Annotated in this window: 18 protein-coding genes; 11 read left to right on the forward strand and 7 right to left on the reverse strand. The window is 67.4% G+C overall.

The features are described from left to right. Positions 1-95 precede the first annotated feature (95 nt). Both U4Y91_RS28985 and U4Y91_RS28990 read left to right on the forward strand, forming a co-directional pair. Positions 96-1,925 (forward strand): glycoside hydrolase family 15 protein, encoded by a 1,830-nt coding sequence (locus U4Y91_RS28985; protein WP_321807943.1) that lies wholly within the window; start codon positions 96-98, stop codon positions 1,923-1,925. Between the two features lie 211 nt (positions 1,926-2,136). After that, entirely contained in the window at positions 2,137-3,624 is a 1,488-nt protein-coding gene (locus U4Y91_RS28990) for a polyhydroxyalkanoate depolymerase (RefSeq protein ID WP_321807944.1), read from the forward strand. Between the two features lie 130 nt (positions 3,625-3,754). Here the strand turns inward: U4Y91_RS28990 and U4Y91_RS28995 are convergent, their stop codons facing one another. Next, on the reverse strand, positions 3,755-4,387 hold the full coding sequence (locus tag U4Y91_RS28995) for a TetR family transcriptional regulator (protein ID WP_041490613.1): 633 nt from the start codon (positions 4,385-4,387) through the stop codon (positions 3,755-3,757). A 156-nt stretch (positions 4,388-4,543) separates the two neighbouring features. Here U4Y91_RS28995 and rsxB point away from each other — a divergent pair, with 156 nt between their 5' ends. Then, positions 4,544-5,539, forward strand: coding sequence for an electron transport complex subunit RsxB (gene rsxB / locus U4Y91_RS29000; RefSeq protein ID WP_321807945.1), 996 nt, complete (start codon positions 4,544-4,546; stop codon positions 5,537-5,539). Next, positions 5,536-6,180 carry an endonuclease III gene (nth, locus tag U4Y91_RS29005; protein ID WP_321807946.1) on the forward strand — a complete coding sequence of 215 codons (645 nt, stop codon included), beginning with the start codon at positions 5,536-5,538 and terminating at the stop codon, positions 6,178-6,180. Before rsxB ends, nth begins: the two co-directional genes overlap by 4 nt. A 105-nt stretch (positions 6,181-6,285) precedes the next feature. On the opposite strand, the gene U4Y91_RS29010 is transcribed toward nth, so the two are convergent. Next, entirely contained in the window at positions 6,286-7,215 is a 930-nt protein-coding gene (locus U4Y91_RS29010; RefSeq protein ID WP_321807947.1) for a DMT family transporter, read from the reverse strand. Positions 7,216-7,530: 315 nt separating this feature from the next. Here U4Y91_RS29010 and U4Y91_RS29015 point away from each other — a divergent pair, with 315 nt between their 5' ends. Beyond that, a complete protein-coding gene (locus U4Y91_RS29015) occupies positions 7,531-7,998 on the forward strand; it encodes a DUF1841 family protein (RefSeq protein ID WP_415750509.1) in 468 nt (155 codons plus the stop codon). A gap of 72 nt (positions 7,999-8,070) precedes the next feature. Here the strand turns inward: U4Y91_RS29015 and U4Y91_RS29020 are convergent, their stop codons facing one another. Next, positions 8,071-8,430 carry a c-type cytochrome gene (locus U4Y91_RS29020; RefSeq protein WP_011885615.1) on the reverse strand — a complete coding sequence of 120 codons (360 nt, stop codon included), beginning with the start codon at positions 8,428-8,430 and terminating at the stop codon, positions 8,071-8,073. Positions 8,431-8,470: 40 nt separating this feature from the next. Beyond that, complete coding sequence (locus U4Y91_RS29025) at positions 8,471-8,830, reverse strand: c-type cytochrome (protein ID WP_321807948.1); 360 nt, start codon at positions 8,828-8,830, stop codon at positions 8,471-8,473. Between the two features lie 244 nt (positions 8,831-9,074). Between U4Y91_RS29025 and U4Y91_RS29030 the strand changes: the two genes are divergently transcribed. The 5 genes from U4Y91_RS29030 (at position 9,075) to U4Y91_RS29050 (ending at position 14,209) form a co-directional block, all read left to right on the forward strand. Beyond that, complete coding sequence (locus U4Y91_RS29030) at positions 9,075-9,917, forward strand: AAA family ATPase (RefSeq protein ID WP_044846443.1); 843 nt, start codon at positions 9,075-9,077, stop codon at positions 9,915-9,917. Positions 9,918-9,937: 20 nt separating this feature from the next. Then, on the forward strand, positions 9,938-11,113 hold the full coding sequence (locus U4Y91_RS29035) for a VWA domain-containing protein (RefSeq protein ID WP_321807949.1): 1,176 nt from the start codon (positions 9,938-9,940) through the stop codon (positions 11,111-11,113). Positions 11,114-11,169: 56 nt separating this feature from the next. Beyond that, the gene (locus U4Y91_RS29040) at positions 11,170-12,381 is read left to right on the forward strand and encodes a benzoate/H(+) symporter BenE family transporter (protein WP_321807950.1); all 1,212 of its coding nucleotides are present in this window, start codon (positions 11,170-11,172) and stop codon (positions 12,379-12,381) included. Positions 12,382-12,549: 168 nt separating this feature from the next. Further along, entirely contained in the window at positions 12,550-13,503 is a 954-nt protein-coding gene (gene tal / locus U4Y91_RS29045; protein WP_321807951.1) for a transaldolase, read from the forward strand. 250 nt (positions 13,504-13,753) lie between these two features. Beyond that, positions 13,754-14,209 (forward strand): VOC family protein, encoded by a 456-nt coding sequence (locus U4Y91_RS29050; protein WP_321807952.1) that lies wholly within the window; start codon positions 13,754-13,756, stop codon positions 14,207-14,209. Positions 14,210-14,299: 90 nt separating this feature from the next. Here U4Y91_RS29050 and mctP read toward each other — a convergent pair whose 3' ends face one another. The 3 genes from mctP to U4Y91_RS29065 all read right to left on the reverse strand — a co-directional run bounded on the left by mctP (position 14,300) and on the right by U4Y91_RS29065 (position 17,205). After that, entirely contained in the window at positions 14,300-15,850 is a 1,551-nt protein-coding gene (gene mctP, locus U4Y91_RS29055; RefSeq protein ID WP_321807953.1) for a monocarboxylate uptake permease MctP, read from the reverse strand. Then, positions 15,847-16,089, reverse strand: a complete 243-nt coding sequence (locus U4Y91_RS29060; protein WP_321807954.1) for a DUF3311 domain-containing protein — start codon at positions 16,087-16,089, stop codon at positions 15,847-15,849. The genes mctP and U4Y91_RS29060 overlap by 4 nt, the downstream gene beginning before the upstream one ends. A 198-nt stretch (positions 16,090-16,287) precedes the next feature. Beyond that, positions 16,288-17,205 (reverse strand): spermidine synthase, encoded by a 918-nt coding sequence (locus tag U4Y91_RS29065; RefSeq protein ID WP_321807955.1) that lies wholly within the window; start codon positions 17,203-17,205, stop codon positions 16,288-16,290. Between the two features lie 142 nt (positions 17,206-17,347). Here U4Y91_RS29065 and U4Y91_RS29070 point away from each other — a divergent pair, with 142 nt between their 5' ends. Further along, on the forward strand, positions 17,348-17,602 hold the full coding sequence (locus tag U4Y91_RS29070) for a hypothetical protein (protein WP_321807956.1): 255 nt from the start codon (positions 17,348-17,350) through the stop codon (positions 17,600-17,602). The last annotated feature ends 104 nt before the right edge of the window (positions 17,603-17,706 follow it).

Consider the following 17,706-nt stretch of genomic DNA (forward strand, 5'->3'; position numbering starts at 1 on the left):
CGCCCGGGCGAGTATACGGGGCGCGACGCCGGCGCGTGAAGCCCGGGCGCCGCAGCCCTGCATTGTGAACTCGAATATCCAAGGACCGCTTGCCCATGCCCGCCCTGATCGAAGACTACGCCCTCGTCGGCGACGGCCACACCGCCGCGCTGATCTCGAAAGACGGCTCCGTCGACTGGCTGTGCTGGCCCCGCTTCGATTCGGGCGCCTGTTTCGCGGCGCTGGTCGGCACGCCCGAGCACGGCCGCTGGCTGCTCGCGCCGGCCGCCGACGCCGCGATCACGCACACGACGCGCCGCTATCGCGGCGACACGCTGATCCTCGAAACCGACTACGAAAGCGCCGACGGCGCCGTCACCGTGATCGACTTCATGCCGCCCGGCAACGGCTGGTCCGAACTGGTGCGGATCGTCGTCGGCCGCCACGGCACGATGAAGATGCGCATGGAACTGGTGTTGCGCTTCGACTACGGTTTCTCGATCCCGTGGGTCACGCAGCTGACGCGCGAGGACGGCATGAAGGCGATCGCCGGCCCCGATACCGTCGTGCTGCGCACGCCGGTGCCGCTCACCGGCAAGAACCTCCATACGCTCGCGGAATTCACGGTGAGCGCCGACGAACGTGTGCCGTTTTCGCTCAGCTATGCGGCGTCGCACCTGCGGCTGCCGCCCGCGCGCGATGCGCTGTCGATGCTCGCGCGCACCGAGAACTACTGGCTCGAATGGTCGGGCCGCTGCCAGGTGCAGGGCCGCTACGCGGCCGCCGTGCGTCGTTCGCTGATCACGCTGAAGGCGCTCGCGTACGAGCCGACCGGCGGCATCGTCGCGGCGCCGACCACGTCGCTGCCCGAGAAGATCGGCGGCAACCGCAACTGGGACTACCGCTACTGCTGGCTGCGCGACGCGACGATCACGCTGCTCGCGCTGATGCGCGGCGGCTATTACGACGAGGCGCGCGCGTGGCGCACGTGGCTCGGCCGCGTGATGGCCGGCTCGCCCGAGCAGATCCAGATCATGTACGGGATTGCGGGCGAGCGCCGGCTGCCGGAAATGGAGCTCGACTGGCTGCCCGGCTACCAGGATTCGAAACCGGTGCGCGTCGGCAACGGCGCCGCGAACCAGCTCCAGCTCGACGTGTTCGGCGAAGTGATGGCCGCGCTGCACCTCGCGCGCGTGGGCGGCCTGCAGGCCGACGACACGGTGTGGTCCGTCCAGTGCTCGCTGCTCGACCATCTCGAGAAGATCTGGCGGGAACCCGACGAGGGCATCTGGGAGACGCGCGGCGGCCGCCGCCACTTCACGTTCTCGAAGGTGATGGCGTGGGTCGCGTTCGACCGCGCGATCAAGTCGGCCGAGATGTTCCGGCTGCCCGCGTCGCTCGACCGCTGGCGCGCGCTGCGCGACCGGATTCACGCGGACGTGTGCGACAACGCATGGCATGAGGGCAAACGGGCGTTTGCCCAGAGCTACGGCAGTGACGAGCTCGACGCGAGCGTGCTGCTGCTGCCGCTGCTCGGCTTCCTGCCGCCGGAAGACCCGCGCATCGTCGGCACGGTCGACGCGATCGAGCGGGAATTGCTGCACGACGGCCTCGTGATGCGCTACCGCACGACCGAGTACGACGACGGCCTGCCGCCGGGCGAAGGCACGTTCCTCGCGTGCAGCTTCTGGCTGGTCGACAACTACGCGCTGCTCGGCCGGATCGACGACGCGCACCGGCTGTTCAGCCGGCTGCTCTCGCTGTCGAACGACCTCGGGCTGCTCGCCGAGGAATACGATCCGGTCGACGGCCGGCTCGTCGGCAATTTCCCGCAGGCGTTCTCGCACGTGGCGCTCGTGCATACCGCGATGAACCTGATGCACCACGAAGAGGCCATGGCGCGCGCGGCCGGCCAGCCGGCGCCGGCCGTGGCGACGGGGCGCTGACCGGGGGTGGAGCGGCTTCTTCAGAGATCGTCAATTCGCAAACGTTTGATGAAAAATCGGAGAAATGTTGCGTTGCAACATTCATCGTTGTCCGATATGATCGACTCGATTGTCCGGCCGCACTGCAACATGGCCGGTCGCTGACCCACACGGCACGCCGCGACGCCACACGCCGCCCCTGCGCACCGTCCCCCAAGCGGGAGTAGTCTGCATGCTTTACCAACTGCACGAATTCCAGCGGGCGATGCTGAGCCCGCTCACGGCCTGGGCCCAGGCCGCCTCCAAGTCGTTCGCCAATCCGTCCAGCCCGTTCTCGCTGATGCCCGGCGCGGCGCGGATGGCCGCCGCGTACGAACTGATGTACCGGCTCGGCAAGGATTACGAGAAGCCCGAATTCAACCTTCACCAGATCGTCAAGGACGGCCACAACATCCCGATCGTCGAGCAGACGATCATCGAGAAGCCGTTCTGCCGGCTGCTGCGTTTCAAGCGCTATTCGGACGACGCCGATGCCGTCACGCAGCTGAAGGACGAGCCGGTCGTGCTGGTCTGCGCGCCGCTGTCGGGCCACCACTCGACACTGCTGCGCGACACCGTGCGCACGCTGCTGCAGGATCACAAGGTGTACATCACCGACTGGATCGATGCGCGGATGGTGCCGGTCGAGGTCGGCCCGTTCCACCTGCACGACTACATCGCGTACATCCAGGAATTCATCCGCCACATCGGCGCGCGCAACCTGCACGTGATCTCCGTGTGCCAGCCGACCGTGCCGGTGCTCGCGGCGATCTCGCTGATGGCGAGCCGCGGCGAGGACACGCCGCTCACGATGACGATGATGGGCGGCCCGATCGACGCGCGCCGCAGCCCGACGTCGGTGAATTCGCTGGCTACGCAACACTCGACCTCGTGGTTCGAGAACAACGTGATCCACACGGTGCCCGCCAACTATCCGGGCGAAGGCCGCCACGTGTATCCGGGCTTCCTGCAGCACACGGGCTTCGTCGCGATGAACCCGGAACGTCACGCGCAATCGCACTGGGACTTCTACCAGAGCCTGCTGCGCGGCGACGAGGACGACGCCGAGGCGCACCGCCGCTTCTACGACGAGTACAACGCGGTGCTCGACATGGCGGCCGAGTACTACCTCGAGACGATCCGCGTCGTGTTCCAGGAATTCCGGCTCGCGGAAGGCACGTGGGATGTCGAAGGCGAGCGCGTGCGTCCGCAGGACATCCAGCACACCGCGCTGATGACGATCGAGGGTGAACTCGACGACATCTCGGGCAGCGGCCAGACGCACGTCGCGCACGAGCTGTGCACGGGCATCCCGCAGGACGACCGCCGCAGCCTGACCGCCGAGAAGTGCGGTCACTACGGGATCTTCTCGGGCCGCCGCTGGCGCACGATCATCTATCCGCAGTTGCGCGACTTCATCCGCGAGCATGCGCCGGAACCGAAGAACGGCACGACGAAGTTGCCTCCCGATGCACAGGACGCAACCACGATCGGCGCCGTGCCGGCCGCCACGCCGCAGCCTGAAACGACGGTGCGCGCCACCGCCGCGAAACGCACGCGCCCGAAAGCGCCGGCCGTGACGGTCGCACCCGCCAGGACGGCCGTCGCGAAGGCCGCACCGGCCGCGAAACGCGCAGGCAGCACGCGCGCCAAGCCCGTGCGGGCGCGCAAGGCCGCCTGACGCACCGCGTTCCGACGCAAAAACGCCGCCGTTGCTTGCGCACGGCGGCGTTTTTTTTCATCCGGCGGTCGCGGTCGCGGCGGCTCATCGACGCGTCGGTTCGTCAGCGTCGATTCGACGGTTCGTCAACTCAGCGCCGCAGCAGATACGCGAGCAGCACCTCGGTGTTCATCCTGACCATCTCCGCGCGCTCGTCGGCTTCGCTGAAGTCGCGGCCGAGCGTCGCGGCGAGCGTGAAGCGGTTCGACACGATGTAATAGCCGAGCCCCGACAGCGTCACGTAGAAGCGCAGCGGATCGACGTCGCTGCGGAACAGCCCGGCCTTCTGGCCGCGCATCAGCACGTTGCCGAGCTTCGCGACGATCGGCGACATCATCTCGCGGATCCGCGTCGACTTGTGCAGGTAGCGCGCTTCGTGCAGGTTCTCGTTGTTGATGAGCCGCAGCAGCTCGGGATGATCGCGGTAGTAGTCCCACACGAAATGCGCGAGCCGCGTGACGGCCTCGACGGGCGCGACGCCATCCAGATCGAGCACGCGCTCGGCCTCGGTCAGCGCGGAGAACGCGTGTTCGAGCACGGCCGTAAACAGCTGCTCCTTGCTGCCGAAGTAATAGTAGAGCATGCGCTCGTTGGTTTCGGCCCGGCGCGCGATCTGGTCGACGCGTGCGCCGAACAGCCCTCCACTCGCGAACTCTTCGGCTGCCGCCATCAGGATGCGGCGGCGGGTACCTTCAGGATCTCTTTTGATTTTTGGCTGATTCATGGTGGCGTTTTGCTATGTGAGCCGCGTGATCCGGACCGGCACCCCCACCGCCTCGGCGCCGGCTGCCCTGGAACGAGCGCGCCGCATGCGGCCGCCCTCCTGCTGAGCCCCTGCAAAAAAGCGGTTCGATTATGCGCACAGACAGCGTCCAGCGCAATGCGGGAAATCGGCGATAATCAAGGTTTGGCAAACCTTTCCGGCCGCGCCAGACGCGGCCGAGAGCCATTCGGCGCTGCTGCGCCCGTTGTCACCGTGACCGATTCCAAGACCCTCGCGGATCGCATCGAAGATCTGCTTCCCCAGACGCAATGCACGAAGTGCGGCTATAACGGCTGCCGTCCGTACGCCGAAGCGATCGCCGCCGGCGACGCGAACTACAACCAGTGCCCGCCCGGCGGCGCCGAAGGCATCGCACGCCTCGCGCGCCTGCTCGGCAAGCCCGTGATCCCGCTGAACCCCGTCAACGGCGCCGAGCATCCGCGCGCCGTCGCGTTCATCGACGAAAGCCTGTGCATCGGCTGCACGCTGTGCATGCAGGCGTGCCCGGTCGACGCGATCGTCGGCGCACCGAAACAGATGCACACGATCGTCGAATCGCTGTGCACGGGCTGCGACCTGTGCGTGCCGCCCTGCCCGGTCGACTGCATCGCGATGGTCCCCGTGACCGACGAGCGCACCGGCTGGGACGCGTGGTCGCAGGAACAGGCGGACGCCGCGCGCGAGCGCCACGACCGCCGGCTCGCCCGCCAGCGTCGCGAACGCGAGGCCGCCGAGGCGCGCGCCGCCGCCCGCCGCGCGGCCAGCGCCGGCGCCGGCGCGGCCAAGGCTGCGCCGGCCGCGGAACAGCCGGGCGCACCGGCCGCGGCCCCTGCCGACGACGCCGACGCGAAGAAACGCGCGATCATCGCCGCCGCGCTCGAACGCGCACGCAAGAAGAAGGAAGAACTGTCCGGGCAAGGCGCCGGGCCGAAGAACACCGAAGGCGTGAGCGCGGCCGTGCAGGCGCAGATCGACGCGGCCGAAGCCCGCCGCAAGCGGCTCGCCGAACAGCAGGCGCCGCGCGACGCCGAGGCCGCCGGCGACACCCCCGACGATCCGAACCACGACGACCGGAACGGCCCGTCCGCGCCGCCCGACAAGAACCGTCCATGAACGCCACGAAACGACGCGCGATCTACGAAACGCTGCAAAGCCTCAATCCGCATCCGACCACCGAGCTCGAATACACGACGCCGTTCGAGTTGCTGATCGCGGTGATGCTGTCCGCGCAGGCGACCGACGTGTCGGTCAACAAGGCGATGCGCAAGATGTTCCCGGTCGCGAACACCCCGCGACAAATCGTCGCGCTCGGTGAAGAAGGCGTCGCCGACTACATCAAGACGATCGGCCTGTACCGCACCAAGGCGAAGAACGTGATCGCGACGTGCAACATCCTGCTCGAGCGCTACGACGGCGAGGTGCCGGCCGATCGCGAAGCGCTCGAGAGCCTGCCGGGCGTCGGCCGCAAGACCGCGAACGTCGTGCTGAACACCGCGTTCGGCCAGCCGACGATCGCGGTCGACACGCACATCTTCCGCGTCGCGAACCGCACGGGGCTCGCGCCGGGCAAGGACGTGCGGGCCGTCGAGGCCGCGCTCGAGAAGTTCACGCCGAAGGAATTCCTGCAGGACGCGCATCACTGGCTGATCCTGCACGGGCGCTATGTGTGCAAGGCGCGCAAGCCCGAATGCTGGCACTGCGCGATCGAGCCGCTGTGCGAATTCCGGCCGAAGACGCCGCCGCCGATCGAGTGAGCGTCAGCCGCGGCTGACGCACCGCACGCGGCCGCTCGAGCCGCGCGCGGCGCGCGGCACGACCCGCGGACGCCATTGCAGCGCCCGCGGCTTGTCCCTGCACTGCTATGCGTTGGACGTCGCCGTCGCGTCGTCGGCCGCCGCGCCGCCCGCGCGCACGAGCGCGAGCACGGCCGCGAGGATCGCGACGCCGCCCGCCCACTGCAGCGGCGACAGCGCCTCGCCGAACAGCAGCGCCGCGAGCGCGACCGTCACGACCGGCTCGAGCGTCGACAGCATCGACGTGCGCGCAGCCCCCAGCCGCTCGAGCCCGGCGAAGAACGCGAGCATCGCGGCGACCGTCGACACCAAGGCGATCGCGAGCATCGACGCCCAGCCGCCGGCCGTTGCCGGCCAGCGCGGCGGCGCGCCGAACGCCGCGGTCCGCACGATCGCGATCGCGACGAGCGTCGCGGTCGCCGACAGGCAGATGATGGCGGTGGTCGCGAGCGGATCGACGCCGCGCGTCGCCTTCGTGCCGCCGACGATGTACAGCGAATAGATCACCGCGGCGGCCAGCGCGAGCGCGATGCCGAGCGGCTCGCCGTGGCCGCCGCCGACCATCAGCGCGGAGCCCGCGACGCAGAGCACGAGCGCGACCGCCTTCGCGCGCGTGAGGCGCTCGCCGAGCCACCATGCGGCCAGCAGCGTGACGAAGGCCGGATAGAGGTACAGCAGCAATGCGACGAGGCTCGCCTGCGCATGCTGGAGCGCACTGAAATAGCAGAACGACTGCCCGACGTAGCCGAGCGCTCCCATCGCGACGAGCGGCGCGAGCGTGCGGCCGCGCGGCCATGCGACGCGGCGGTGCCGCGCGATCGCGGCAAGGATCGCGCCGCCGATCGCGAAGCGCACGATCAGCAGCCCGAGCACGTCGACGCCGGCCGCATACGCATAGCGGCCGAAGATCGCCATCGCGCCGAAGGCGGCGGCAGACAGCGCGACATAGAGCGCGCCCTGTAGCGCGGCGGACGATGAGCGGGCGGTGGCGGACATGATGGAGCGGTGCGAGCGCGACGACGGAATCGTCGGAGTGTAGCGGCGCGGCGGCCGGCAGCCTAGCCCGCGCTTACCCGTTGCGCGGCGGCCGGCGCCGCGCCGGCCCGCACCGACCGGCACGGCGCCCGATGTGCCTGATGTGCCTGATGTGCCTGATGTGCCTGATGTGCCCGGTGTGCCTGATGTGCCCGATGTCCCGATGCGCCCGCTGCATCCGCTGCGCGCGGCAAGCGCCCCGCTTGCGCCACCCGCCGCCGGCCCCACCCGCCGCCAGCGCCGTGCGCCGACCCGGCGTACAATGCGCGACGCGGCATGACGCCGCCCGAATCACGACGTTTCCCCACCATGTTCAATCCGAGTCGCGACGAAGTCCGTCGCTTTTTCACCGAGACCTGGCGCAAGCAGCGCGCAGGCGAGATCCTGACGCCGCTGGAAGCGATGGCCGCCGACTGGATCGTCGAGCACCCCGAATATCACGACGACCTCGCGGACGCCGACAGCGCCGCCGCGCGCAACTATACGCCCGAGGAAGGCCGCACGAACCCGTTCCTGCATCTGTCGATGCACCTCGCGATCAGCGAGCAGCTGTCGATCGACCAGCCGCCCGGCATCCGCGCCGCGCACGACAAGCTGGCCGCGAAGCTCGACTCGACCCACGAGGCGCAGCACATGATCATGGAGTGCCTCGGCGAGACGATCTGGGAAGCGCAGCGCACCGGCACGCCGCCCGATACGGACGCGTACCTGCAGCGCATCCTGCGCCGCGCGTCGCGCGACTGAGCGCCACGGACAAAAAAATACCCCGCCGCGGCGGGGTATTCCGGCTGCACGGACCGGCAAGGTCCGGCGCGCTTACTTCTTGAAGACGAGATCCGTCTCTTTCAGCGACTCGATGTAGGCCGCGATGTCCTTCATGTCGCTGACCGACAGGTTCTGCACCTGCGCCTGCATGATCGCGTTGTTGCGACCGAGCAGCGGGTTCGTCAGCCCCATCTGGTACTGGCGCATCGCCCACACGAGGTAGTCGGCGTGCTGGCCCGCGAGGCGCGGATACTCGGCGTTGATCGGCTTGTTCAGCTGCGCGCCGTGGCAGGCCGCGCAGTTGTGCGACTCGACCAGCTCCTTGCCCTTCGTGGTGTCCGCCGCATGCGCGGTACCGATCGCGAGGCCGGCCGCCAGTGCAACCGCCGCCGTCTTGAATGCGTTGTTCATGAATGCTCCTGTCCCGCCGGTCAGATCGGCGGCGCGCGCTTTACTTGTAGGGATTGTCCTTCGTGTCGGCCTTCTGGACGGCGTAGTAAGCCGCCAGATCCGCGATGTCCTGATCCGTCAGCGAACCGGCGATCGCGTTCATCGACGGGAAGTGACGATCCTTCTTGCGGTAGGCCTTCAGCGCGTTCTCGAGGTATTGCTGGTTCTGGCCGCCGAGGACGGGCACCCGGTAGACCTCCGGATACGCCGCGCGGTAATCCTGGATGCCGTGGCAACCGATGCACATGGCGGCCTTGCCCGCCCCGTCCTTCGGGTTGCCGACCACACCGGCCGCCTGCGCGCTGCCCGCGAGCGCCACGAGCGCTGCGACAACGACGTGTTTGCCGACGAATTTGTTCATAGCTCTTGTAACCTAGCTTGAGGGGAAACTGGCGCCGAAGCGGCAACGGCCCGCGCCGTTTTGCTTGTCGGTCGCCACGCAGGCCAAAAAAAACGGCCAGATTGTACCGCGTCGGCGGGGAATGCGTCCATACGGCGCCCCGCCCCGCCCCGCCGCAGCCCCGCAACGATACGCGGCCCCGGCCCAACCGGACAGCCCTTCTGACTTATACTGGTTTTTTTTGCGACCAGGAAAGAGCGCCGCCATGCGTTTCGAAGGATCCTCGCACTACGTCGCCACCGACGACCTGAAGCTCGCGGTCAATGCCGCGCTGACGCTGCAGCGCCCGCTGCTGATCAAGGGCGAGCCCGGCACCGGCAAGACCATGCTCGCCGAGGAAGTGGCGGCCGCGCTCGACATGCCGCTGTTGCAGTGGCACATCAAGTCGACGACGAAGGCGCAGCAGGGCCTGTACGAATACGACGCGGTGTCGCGCCTGCGCGACTCGCAGCTCGGCGACGCGCGCGTGAAGGACATCGCGAACTACATCGTGAAGGGCGTGCTGTGGCAGGCGTTCGACGCCGAGCGCCCGAGCGTGCTGCTGATCGACGAGATCGACAAGGCCGACATCGAATTCCCGAACGACCTGCTGCGCGAGCTCGACCGGATGGAATTCCACGTGTACGAGACGCGCGAGACCGTGCGCGCGAAGCACCGCCCGCTCGTGATCATCACGTCGAACAACGAGAAGGAGCTGCCCGACGCGTTCCTGCGCCGCTGCTTCTTCCACTACATCCAGTTTCCCGATCCGTCGACGATGCAGCAGATCGTCGCGGTCCACTTCCCGGACATCCGCGAGGAACTGCTGCGCGCGGCGCTCGAGAGCTTCTTCGAGCTGCGCGCCGTGTCGGGGCTCAAGAAGAAGCCGTCGACGTCCGAGCTGCTCGACTGGCTGAAGCTGCTGCTCGCCGAGAACATCCCGGCCGACGCGCTGCGCGGCGTCGACGCGAAGCAGATCGTGCCGCCGCTCGCGGGCGCGCTGCTGAAGAACGAGCAGGATCTGAGCCTGCTCGAGCGGCTCGTCTACATGAACCGGCACAACCGGTAACCACCCGCGAAGGCCCGGCCATGCTGCTCAATTTCTTCTACGCGCTGCGCGCAGCCAAGCTGCCCGTCTCGGTGAAGGAATACCTGACGCTGCTCGAAACGCTGAAGGCCGGGCTGATCTCGCCGTCGATCGACGCGTTCTACTTCCTCGCGCGGATGACGCTCGTCAAGGACGAGCAGTACTTCGACAAGTTCGACCAGGCGTTCGGCGCGTATTTCCACGGCGTGTCCGCACTGCCTTCCGAGGCGTTCGACGTTCCGCTCGACTGGCTCGAGAAACGCCTCGAGCGCGAGCTGTCGCCGGAGGAAAAGGCGCAGATCGAAGCAATGGGCGGCCTCGACAAGCTGATGGAGCGCCTGAAGGAACTGCTCGACGAGCAGAAGGAACGCCACGAAGGCGGCAACAAGTGGATCGGCACCGGCGGCACGTCGCCGTTCGGGCACGGCGGCTACAACCCCGAAGGCATGCGCATCGGCGGCCCGTCGAACGGCAACCGCACCGCGGTCAAGGTGTGGGAGGCGCGCGCGTACCGCGACTACGACGACTCGGTCGAGATCGGCACGCGCAACATCAAGGTCGCGCTGCGGCGCCTGCGCCGCTTCGCGCGCGAAGGCGCGGCCGAGGAGCTCGACCTGCCCGGCACGATCCGCAGCACGGCCGCGAACGCCGGCTGGCTCGACCTGCGGATGGTGCCCGAGCGCCACAACAACGTGAAGGTGCTGATGCTGCTCGACGTCGGCGGCTCGATGGACGACCACATCAAGCGCACCGAGGAGCTGTTCTCGGCCGCGAAGGCCGAGTTCAAGCACCTGGAGTTCTACTACTTCCACAACTGCGTGTACGACCACCTGTGGAAGAACAACCGCCGCCGTCACGCGGAGCGCACCGCGACGTGGGACGTGCTGCACAAGTTCACGCCCGACTACAAGCTGATCTTCGTCGGCGATGCGACGATGAGCCCGTACGAGGTGCTGCAGCCCGGCGGCTCGGTCGAATACAACAATCCGGAAGCCGGCGCCGTCTGGCTGCGCCGCCTCGCCGACCAGTTCCCCCACCATGCATGGCTGAACCCGGAGCCCGAGCGGCTATGGGAATACCGGCAATCGGTCTCGATCATTCGCGACGTGCTCGGTCAGCGCATGTACCCGCTCACGCTCGCGGGCCTCGAAACCGCGATGCGCGCACTCAGCAAGTAACGAACCCACCCTGCAGACACGAAGGCCGCGTCCAGGCGGCCTCCCCCGGAGATAGCATGAACCCTTCGCCCACCGCGAGCGCTGGCCGCGCCGGCGGCCGCCGCTTTTTCACCGATACGTCCGTCTCGGCGCTCGTCGCCGGCTTCGTCGCGATGATGACGGGCTACACGAGCTCGCTCGTGCTGATGTTCCAGGCCGGCCGCGCCGCGCACCTGACCGACGCGCAGATCTCGTCGTGGATCTGGGCGCTGTCGATCGGCATGGCGCTGACGACGATCGGCCTGTCGCTGCGCTTTCGCGCGCCCGTCGTGGTCGCCTGGTCGACGCCCGGCGCTGCGCTGCTGATCGCGTCGCTGCCCGGCGTGCCGTATCCCGAGGCGATCGGCGCGTTCGTCGTGTGCGCGCTGCTGCTGACCGCGGTCGGCCTGAGCGGGCTGTTCGACACGCTGATGCGGCGCATTCCGGCCGGCATCGCCGCCGCGTTGCTCGCGGGCATCCTGTTCGAGATCGGCATCGAGATCTTCCGCGCCGCACAGTTCCAGACCGCGCTCGTGCTCGCGATGTTCTTCACCTACCTGATCGTCAAGCGGCTCGCGCCGCGCTACGCGATCGTCACGACGCTGATCGTCGGCACCGTGGTGGCCGGCGGCCTCGGCCTGCTCGACTTCAGCCGCTTCCACATCGCGCTCGCGCAGCCCGTGTTCACGATGCCCGCGTTCTCGATCGCGTCGATCGTCAGCATCGGCATTCCGCTGTTCGTCGTCGCGATGGCGTCGCAGAACGTGCCGGGCATCGCGGTGCTGCGCGCGGACGGCTATTCGACCCCGTCGTCGCCGCTGATCGCGTCCACCGGCCTCGCGTCGCTGCTGCTCGCGCCGTTCGGCTCGCACGGCGTGAACCTCGCGGCGATCACCGCGGCGATCTGCACGGGCCCCGAAGCGCACGAGGATCACGCGAAGCGCTACACGGCCGCCGTGTGGTGCGGCACGTTCTACCTGATCGCCGGGATCTTCGGCGCGACGATCGCCGCGCTGTTCGCGGCACTGCCGAAGGCGCTCGTCGTGTCGGTCGCCGCGCTCGCGCTGTTCGGCTCGATCATGAGCGGGCTCGCGAACGCGATGCAGGACGTGAAGCAGCGCGAAGCCGCGCTCGTCACGTTCATGGTCACCGCGTCGGGTCTGACGCTGTTGTCGATCGGCTCGGCGTTCTGGGGGCTCGTCGCGGGGATCGTCACGCAGGTGATCCTGAACGCGCGTCGCCCCGCGTGATGCGGCGCGACGCCCGCCACGGCAGGCGCCGGACACGCCAAAACGTGCCCGACACGAATCGGGCCTAAAATGATGGATCGAAGGCGGCGCCCGGCGCCGCCTCGCTTCGCCGCCGCGCTCGCGCGGCCCGTGAGAACCCGGCGCTCCGCGCCCTTCTTCCGAATCGCCATGACTACCGCACTCGACCAGCTGAAGCAGTACACGACCGTCGTCGCCGACACGGGCGATTTCCAGCAGCTTGCGCAATACAAGCCGCAGGATGCGACCACGAACCCGTCGCTGATCCTGAAGGCCGTCCAGAAGGACGCATACAAGCCGATCCTCGAGAAAACCGTCCGCGATCATCGCAACGAAAGCACCGATTTCATCATCGACCGCCTGCTGATCGCATTCGGCACCGAGATCCTGAAGCTGATTCCGGGCCGCGTGTCGACCGAGGTCGATGCGCGCCTGTCGTTCGACACGCAGCGCTCGATCGACAAGGGTCGCGAACTCATCGCACTGTACGAAGCCGCCGGCGTCGGCCGCGAGCGCATCCTGATCAAGCTCGCGTCGACGTGGGAAGGCATTCGCGCGGCCGAGGTGCTGCAGAAGGAAGGGATCAAGTGCAACATGACCCTGCTTTTCTCGCTCGTGCAGGCCGCCGCGTGCGCGGAAGCCGGCGCGCAACTGATCTCGCCGTTCGTCGGCCGCATCTACGACTGGTACAAGAAGCAGGCCGGCGCCGACTGGGATGAAGCGAAGAACGGCGGTGCGAACGATCCGGGCGTGCAGTCGGTGCGCAGCATCTACACCTACTACAAGACGTTCGGCTACAACACCGAAGTGATGGGCGCGAGCTTCCGCACGACGAGCCAGATCACCGAGCTCGCGGGCTGCGACCTGCTGACGATCAGCCCCGATTTGCTGCAGAAGCTGCACGACAGCACCGACACGGTGGCGCGCAAGCTGTCGCCGGATGCGCTGCAGGACAAGCCGACCGAGCGCGTCGCGATCGACGAGGCATCGTTCCGCTTCCAGCTGAACGACGAAGCGATGGCGACCGAAAAGCTGTCCGAAGGCATCCGCGTGTTCGCCGCCGATGCGGTGAAGCTCGAAAAGCTGATCGACGGGCTGCGCTGAACCACGCCGCACGTGACGTGACGGCCGTCAGTTGAACTGTCAGCAACCCTGACAACAGCCGTCAGCAGCGTGATGAACGGCCGCGAACCGCGTGTTCGCGGCCGTTTTTATTTTTCATTCCATCGTCAGGCGCGCGCACTACAATCCACGTCACGAGTGCGCCGGCCGCATCCCGGCGTGCTCTTCCCGGTCAATCTTGGAAGTACCCGGGCCGGCACCGACACGCAGGCCCGGTCAACAGGAGACAACGATGCAAGTCCAACCGTATCTGACGTTCTACGGCCGCGCGGAAGAGGCCCTTCAGTTCTACGAAAAGGCGCTCGGCGCGAAGACGATGTTCAAGATGCACTTCAAGGATGCGCCGCCGAATCCCGAACACGCGATCACGCCCGAGATGGCCGACAAGGTGATGCACGCGAGCTTCACGATCGGCGACTCGATGATCATGTGCTCGGACGGCGACTGCAGCCAGCCGGCAGGCGCCGCGCACGCCGGCTATTCGCTGTCGCTGAACCCGGCGACGGTCGAGGAAGGCCAGAAGCTGTTCAATGCGCTCGCCGACGGCGGCGAAGTGACGATGCCGTTCGGCAAGACGTTCTGGGCGCTCGGCTTCGGGATGGCGAAGGACCGTTTCGGCGTGCACTGGATGGTCAACGTCGAAGACCTGTCGCAACGCGAGGATCTCGCGAAACGCGCGCAGGGCTGACGCCAGCGAAAACGCCCGCCACTTCGCAGTGACGGGCGTCGTTGCCGCTGCGCGATGCGCGGCCCGCGACACGCGGCCGCGCCGCCCGCATCAACCCTCGACGACGTCGAGATAATCCTCCGGCCGCGTGCGATCCTCCGCATGCGCCATGCCCATCGCGCGCACCAGCACGCTCACCACCACCGCCACCACCAGGTTCACGACCAGCGACCACACGGCCGCGTAGCCGGGAATCGCGAGGCCGAACAGGTGGATCGTGAAGATCGAGCTTGCGAGCTTCAGCGACACCGCCATCCACGTGCCGCACACGATGCCGGCCGCCCAGCCGGCCAGCAGGCCGCGATGGTCGAGCAGCCGCGTGTACAGGCCGAGCACGATCGCGGGCAGCGTCTGGATGATCCAGATCCCGCCGAGCAGCTGCAGCTGGATCGCATAGGTGAGCGGCAGCCCGAGGATGAACGCGACCGCGCCGACCTTCACGATCAGCGAAGTGAGCTTCGCGACGTGCGTCTCCTGGTCGTGCGTCATGTTGCGGTTGATGAACTCGCGGTGGATGTTGCGCGTATAGAGGTTCGCGGCCGCGATCGACATAATCGCCGCCGGCACCAGCGCGCCGATGCCGATCGCCGCGAACGCGACACCGACGAACCACGACGGGAAATACTCGAGGAACAGCGCGGGCACCGCGAAGTTCGGGCCGAACGCCTTGAAGTACGGCGCGTACTGCGGCATGTCCTTCACGCCCGCCGCAAGCGCCATGTAGCCGAGCAGCGCGAGCAGGCCGAGCACGAACGAGTACGCGGGCAGCATCGCCATGTTGCGGCGGATCGAGTTGCCGGACGACGACGACAGGATCGCCGTGACCGAGTGCGGATACAGGAACAGCGCGAGCGCCGAGCCGATCGCGAGCGTCACGTACGCGCTGTAGCCGTTCAGGCTCGCCGCGTCCGGCGCCTTCAGCAGCAGCTTCGCGGGCGGCACGCTCGCGAAGATGTGGCCGAAGCCGCCGAGCTTCGCCGGGATCACGATGACCGCCGCGGCGATCGTGATGTAGATCAGGATATCCTTCACGATCGCGATCATCGCGGGCGCGCGCAGCCCCGACGTATATGTGTACGCGGCAAGGATCGCGAACGCGATGATGAGCGGCAGGTCGCCGACGAAGCCCGTCGTGTCGAAACCGAGCGCGCCGATCACGACTTCGATGCCGACGAGCTGCAGCGCGATGTACGGCATCGTCGCGAGGATGCCCGTCACCGCGATCGCGAGCGCGAGCATCCGGCTGCCGTAGCGTGCGTTCACGAAGTCGGCGGCCGTCACGTAGCCGTGACGCTTCGCGATGCTCCACAGCTTCGGGAACACGACGAACGCGAACGGGTAGATCAGGATCGTGTACGGCAGCGCGAAGAAGCCCATCGCGCCGGCGCCGAACACGAGCGCGGGCACCGCGACGAACGTATAGGCCGTGTAGAGGTCGCCGCCGAGCAGGAACCACGTGACGATCGTGCCGAAGCGGCGGCCGCCGAGGCCCCATTCGTCGAGATGGGCGAGATCGCCGCGCCGCCAGTTCGCGGCCAGGAAACCGATGATCGTGACACCGATGAACAGGAGCACGAAGACGAAGGTCGCGCCGAGATTCATTGCGCACCTCCTTGCGGGCCGCTCGCCTTCCACGCGTTCTTGGTCTTGAAATAGACGAACGCGGTGATCACCGCGCTAATGAAGACCCAAAGCAGCTGGTACCAGTAGAAAAACGGAAATCCGAACCATTGCGGTTCGATCTTGTTGTACGACGGTACCCACACCATCGCGATCAGCGGCAGTACCAGCAGCCAGAGCCAGCGCTTGGCGGCCCGATTGGCGTCGGCATCGTGAGCCATGACGTCTCCTCATCTTTCCCGGTTATCGATCTTGTCAAACGGGTACGGCGGCGAGAGGAGCGGCAAAACGGGTAAGCTGCGGCTCCCCTGGCTTCGCGCCAGTATAGGAGCCGCGAACGCGCGGTCAAGCGGGGGCGAACCCGAGGTGATCCGCCCCCAGTCATGCGGTTGCACCGGCATGCGGCCGGCGCATGAACGTCAGATCGCGAACGAGGATTCGCGTGCGCCGATCGTTTCTTTCAAAGCTTTCACCCACTTGCGCGCGGGCAGCTTCAGCGTGTCCTCGATCAGTTTCGCGCGGGCTTCCAGCTGCGCGAACGACACGTCGAGCGCGGGGCCCGAGAACGCGATCGCGATCCGGTTGCCGTCGTGCACTTCCGGCAGCGCGATCACGCGATGATCGAACGCCGCGTTCAGGTGCTTCATGTTGCGCACGAAGCTCGGATGGTCGCCGAACAGGTTGATCGTCGCGATGCCCGCGTCGGCGAGGCAGCCGCGCACCGCGCGGTAGAACGCGACGCTGTCGAGCACCGGGCCGCGTGCGGTCGCGTCGTACAGGTCGATCTGCAGTGCGCCCGTCGTGCCGCGGTTGGCCGGATCGTTGACGAAGTCCCACGCATCGGCTTCGTGCACGACGAGGCGTGCGTCGTCGGGCGGCAGCGCGAACATCGTGCGTGCGGCGACGATCACGGCCGGGTTCAGTTCGACGGCCTCGACCTTCGCGTGCGGCAGGAAGCGGTGCGAGAACTTCGTCAGCGCGCCGGTGCCGAGCCCGAGCTGGACGATCCGCTCGGGCGTTTCGAGGAACAGCAGCCACGCCATCATCTGCTGCGCGTATTCGAGCTCGATGGCGAGCGGCTTCGAAATCCGCATCGCGCCCTGCACCCATTCGGTACCGAAGTGCAGGAAGCGCACGCCGCGCTCTTCCGAGAACGTGACGGGTGCGAAGCGCGGCTTGCGCGGTGCTTCGAGGACGGGCACGTCGTCGTGTTCGTCGATGTCCGGGCGGCGCTTCACGCGCGGCGGCTGGAGTTTTTCGGAGCCGTTGTACGCGGACGTCTTGCGTTGCTTGAACGCGCGCGCCTCGGCGGACGCGCGCTTGATCAGTCGGGTCATGATTGAATCTCGCTGGGTGAGGCTGGATGAGCGGACGAGAGGATAGCATTGGTGGCGGCGGGAACCGCACCGAACGCTCGGTCATGCATGACGTCGAAGCGCCGTTGGCGCTACGCTGCATTCGTTGATCGAAGGAGGACGCATGACCTCGAACGGCAAGAAAATCTGGTTTCCGGCGAAGCGCTACGGCTGGGGATGGGGTTTGCCTGTCGCGTGGCAAGGTTGGGTCGTGCTGCTGCTGTTCGCGATCGGGATCATCGCGAGCGCGTGGCTGGTGCCGCCGCATCGTTCGCCGGTTGCGTACAGCGCCTGCATCGTCGTGCTGATCGCGCTGCTGACTGCCGTTTGCTGGCTCAAGGGCGAAAAGCCCCGGTGGCGATGGGGCAAGGACGATTGATCATCCGGCGCGATACGCATGCACGTGCGATCGCCGCTCTTCGGCAACGAACAACCCGCTTCCCGCCGTCATCGACACAAAGCGATCGCCCTCTGTCGAACGGC

Source organism: Burkholderia sp. BCC1993, assembly GCF_905339865.1.
Taxonomy (GTDB): domain Bacteria; phylum Pseudomonadota; class Gammaproteobacteria; order Burkholderiales; family Burkholderiaceae; genus Burkholderia.

Excerpts from the sequence above, each read along its gene's own strand:
- U4Y91_RS29020 (WP_011885615.1), bottom strand. The coding sequence starts at position 8,430 with ATGAACAACGCATTCAAGACGGCGGCGGTTGCACTGGCGGCCGGCCTC.
- U4Y91_RS29065 (WP_321807955.1), bottom strand. The coding sequence starts at position 17,205 with ATGACCCGACTGATCAAGCGCGCGTCCGCCGAGGCGCGCGCGTTCAAG.
- U4Y91_RS29050 (WP_321807952.1), top strand. The coding sequence starts at position 13,754 with ATGCAAGTCCAACCGTATCTGACGTTCTACGGCCGCGCGGAAGAGGCC.
- U4Y91_RS28990 (WP_321807944.1), top strand. The coding sequence starts at position 2,137 with ATGCTTTACCAACTGCACGAATTCCAGCGGGCGATGCTGAGCCCGCTC.
- nth (WP_321807946.1), top strand. The coding sequence starts at position 5,536 with ATGAACGCCACGAAACGACGCGCGATCTACGAAACGCTGCAAAGCCTC.
- U4Y91_RS29010 (WP_321807947.1), bottom strand. The coding sequence starts at position 7,215 with ATGTCCGCCACCGCCCGCTCATCGTCCGCCGCGCTACAGGGCGCGCTC.
- U4Y91_RS29015 (WP_415750509.1), top strand. The coding sequence starts at position 7,531 with ATGACGCCGCCCGAATCACGACGTTTCCCCACCATGTTCAATCCGAGT.
- tal (WP_321807951.1), top strand. The coding sequence starts at position 12,550 with ATGACTACCGCACTCGACCAGCTGAAGCAGTACACGACCGTCGTCGCC.
- U4Y91_RS29025 (WP_321807948.1), bottom strand. The coding sequence starts at position 8,830 with ATGAACAAATTCGTCGGCAAACACGTCGTTGTCGCAGCGCTCGTGGCG.
- U4Y91_RS29070 (WP_321807956.1), top strand. The coding sequence starts at position 17,348 with ATGACCTCGAACGGCAAGAAAATCTGGTTTCCGGCGAAGCGCTACGGC.
- U4Y91_RS29060 (WP_321807954.1), bottom strand. The coding sequence starts at position 16,089 with ATGGCTCACGATGCCGACGCCAATCGGGCCGCCAAGCGCTGGCTCTGG.
- U4Y91_RS29035 (WP_321807949.1), top strand. The coding sequence starts at position 9,938 with ATGCTGCTCAATTTCTTCTACGCGCTGCGCGCAGCCAAGCTGCCCGTC.
- rsxB (WP_321807945.1), top strand. The coding sequence starts at position 4,544 with ATGCGGGAAATCGGCGATAATCAAGGTTTGGCAAACCTTTCCGGCCGC.
- U4Y91_RS29040 (WP_321807950.1), top strand. The coding sequence starts at position 11,170 with ATGAACCCTTCGCCCACCGCGAGCGCTGGCCGCGCCGGCGGCCGCCGC.
- U4Y91_RS28985 (WP_321807943.1), top strand. The coding sequence starts at position 96 with ATGCCCGCCCTGATCGAAGACTACGCCCTCGTCGGCGACGGCCACACC.
- U4Y91_RS29030 (WP_044846443.1), top strand. The coding sequence starts at position 9,075 with ATGCGTTTCGAAGGATCCTCGCACTACGTCGCCACCGACGACCTGAAG.
- mctP (WP_321807953.1), bottom strand. The coding sequence starts at position 15,850 with ATGAATCTCGGCGCGACCTTCGTCTTCGTGCTCCTGTTCATCGGTGTC.
- U4Y91_RS28995 (WP_041490613.1), bottom strand. The coding sequence starts at position 4,387 with ATGAATCAGCCAAAAATCAAAAGAGATCCTGAAGGTACCCGCCGCCGC.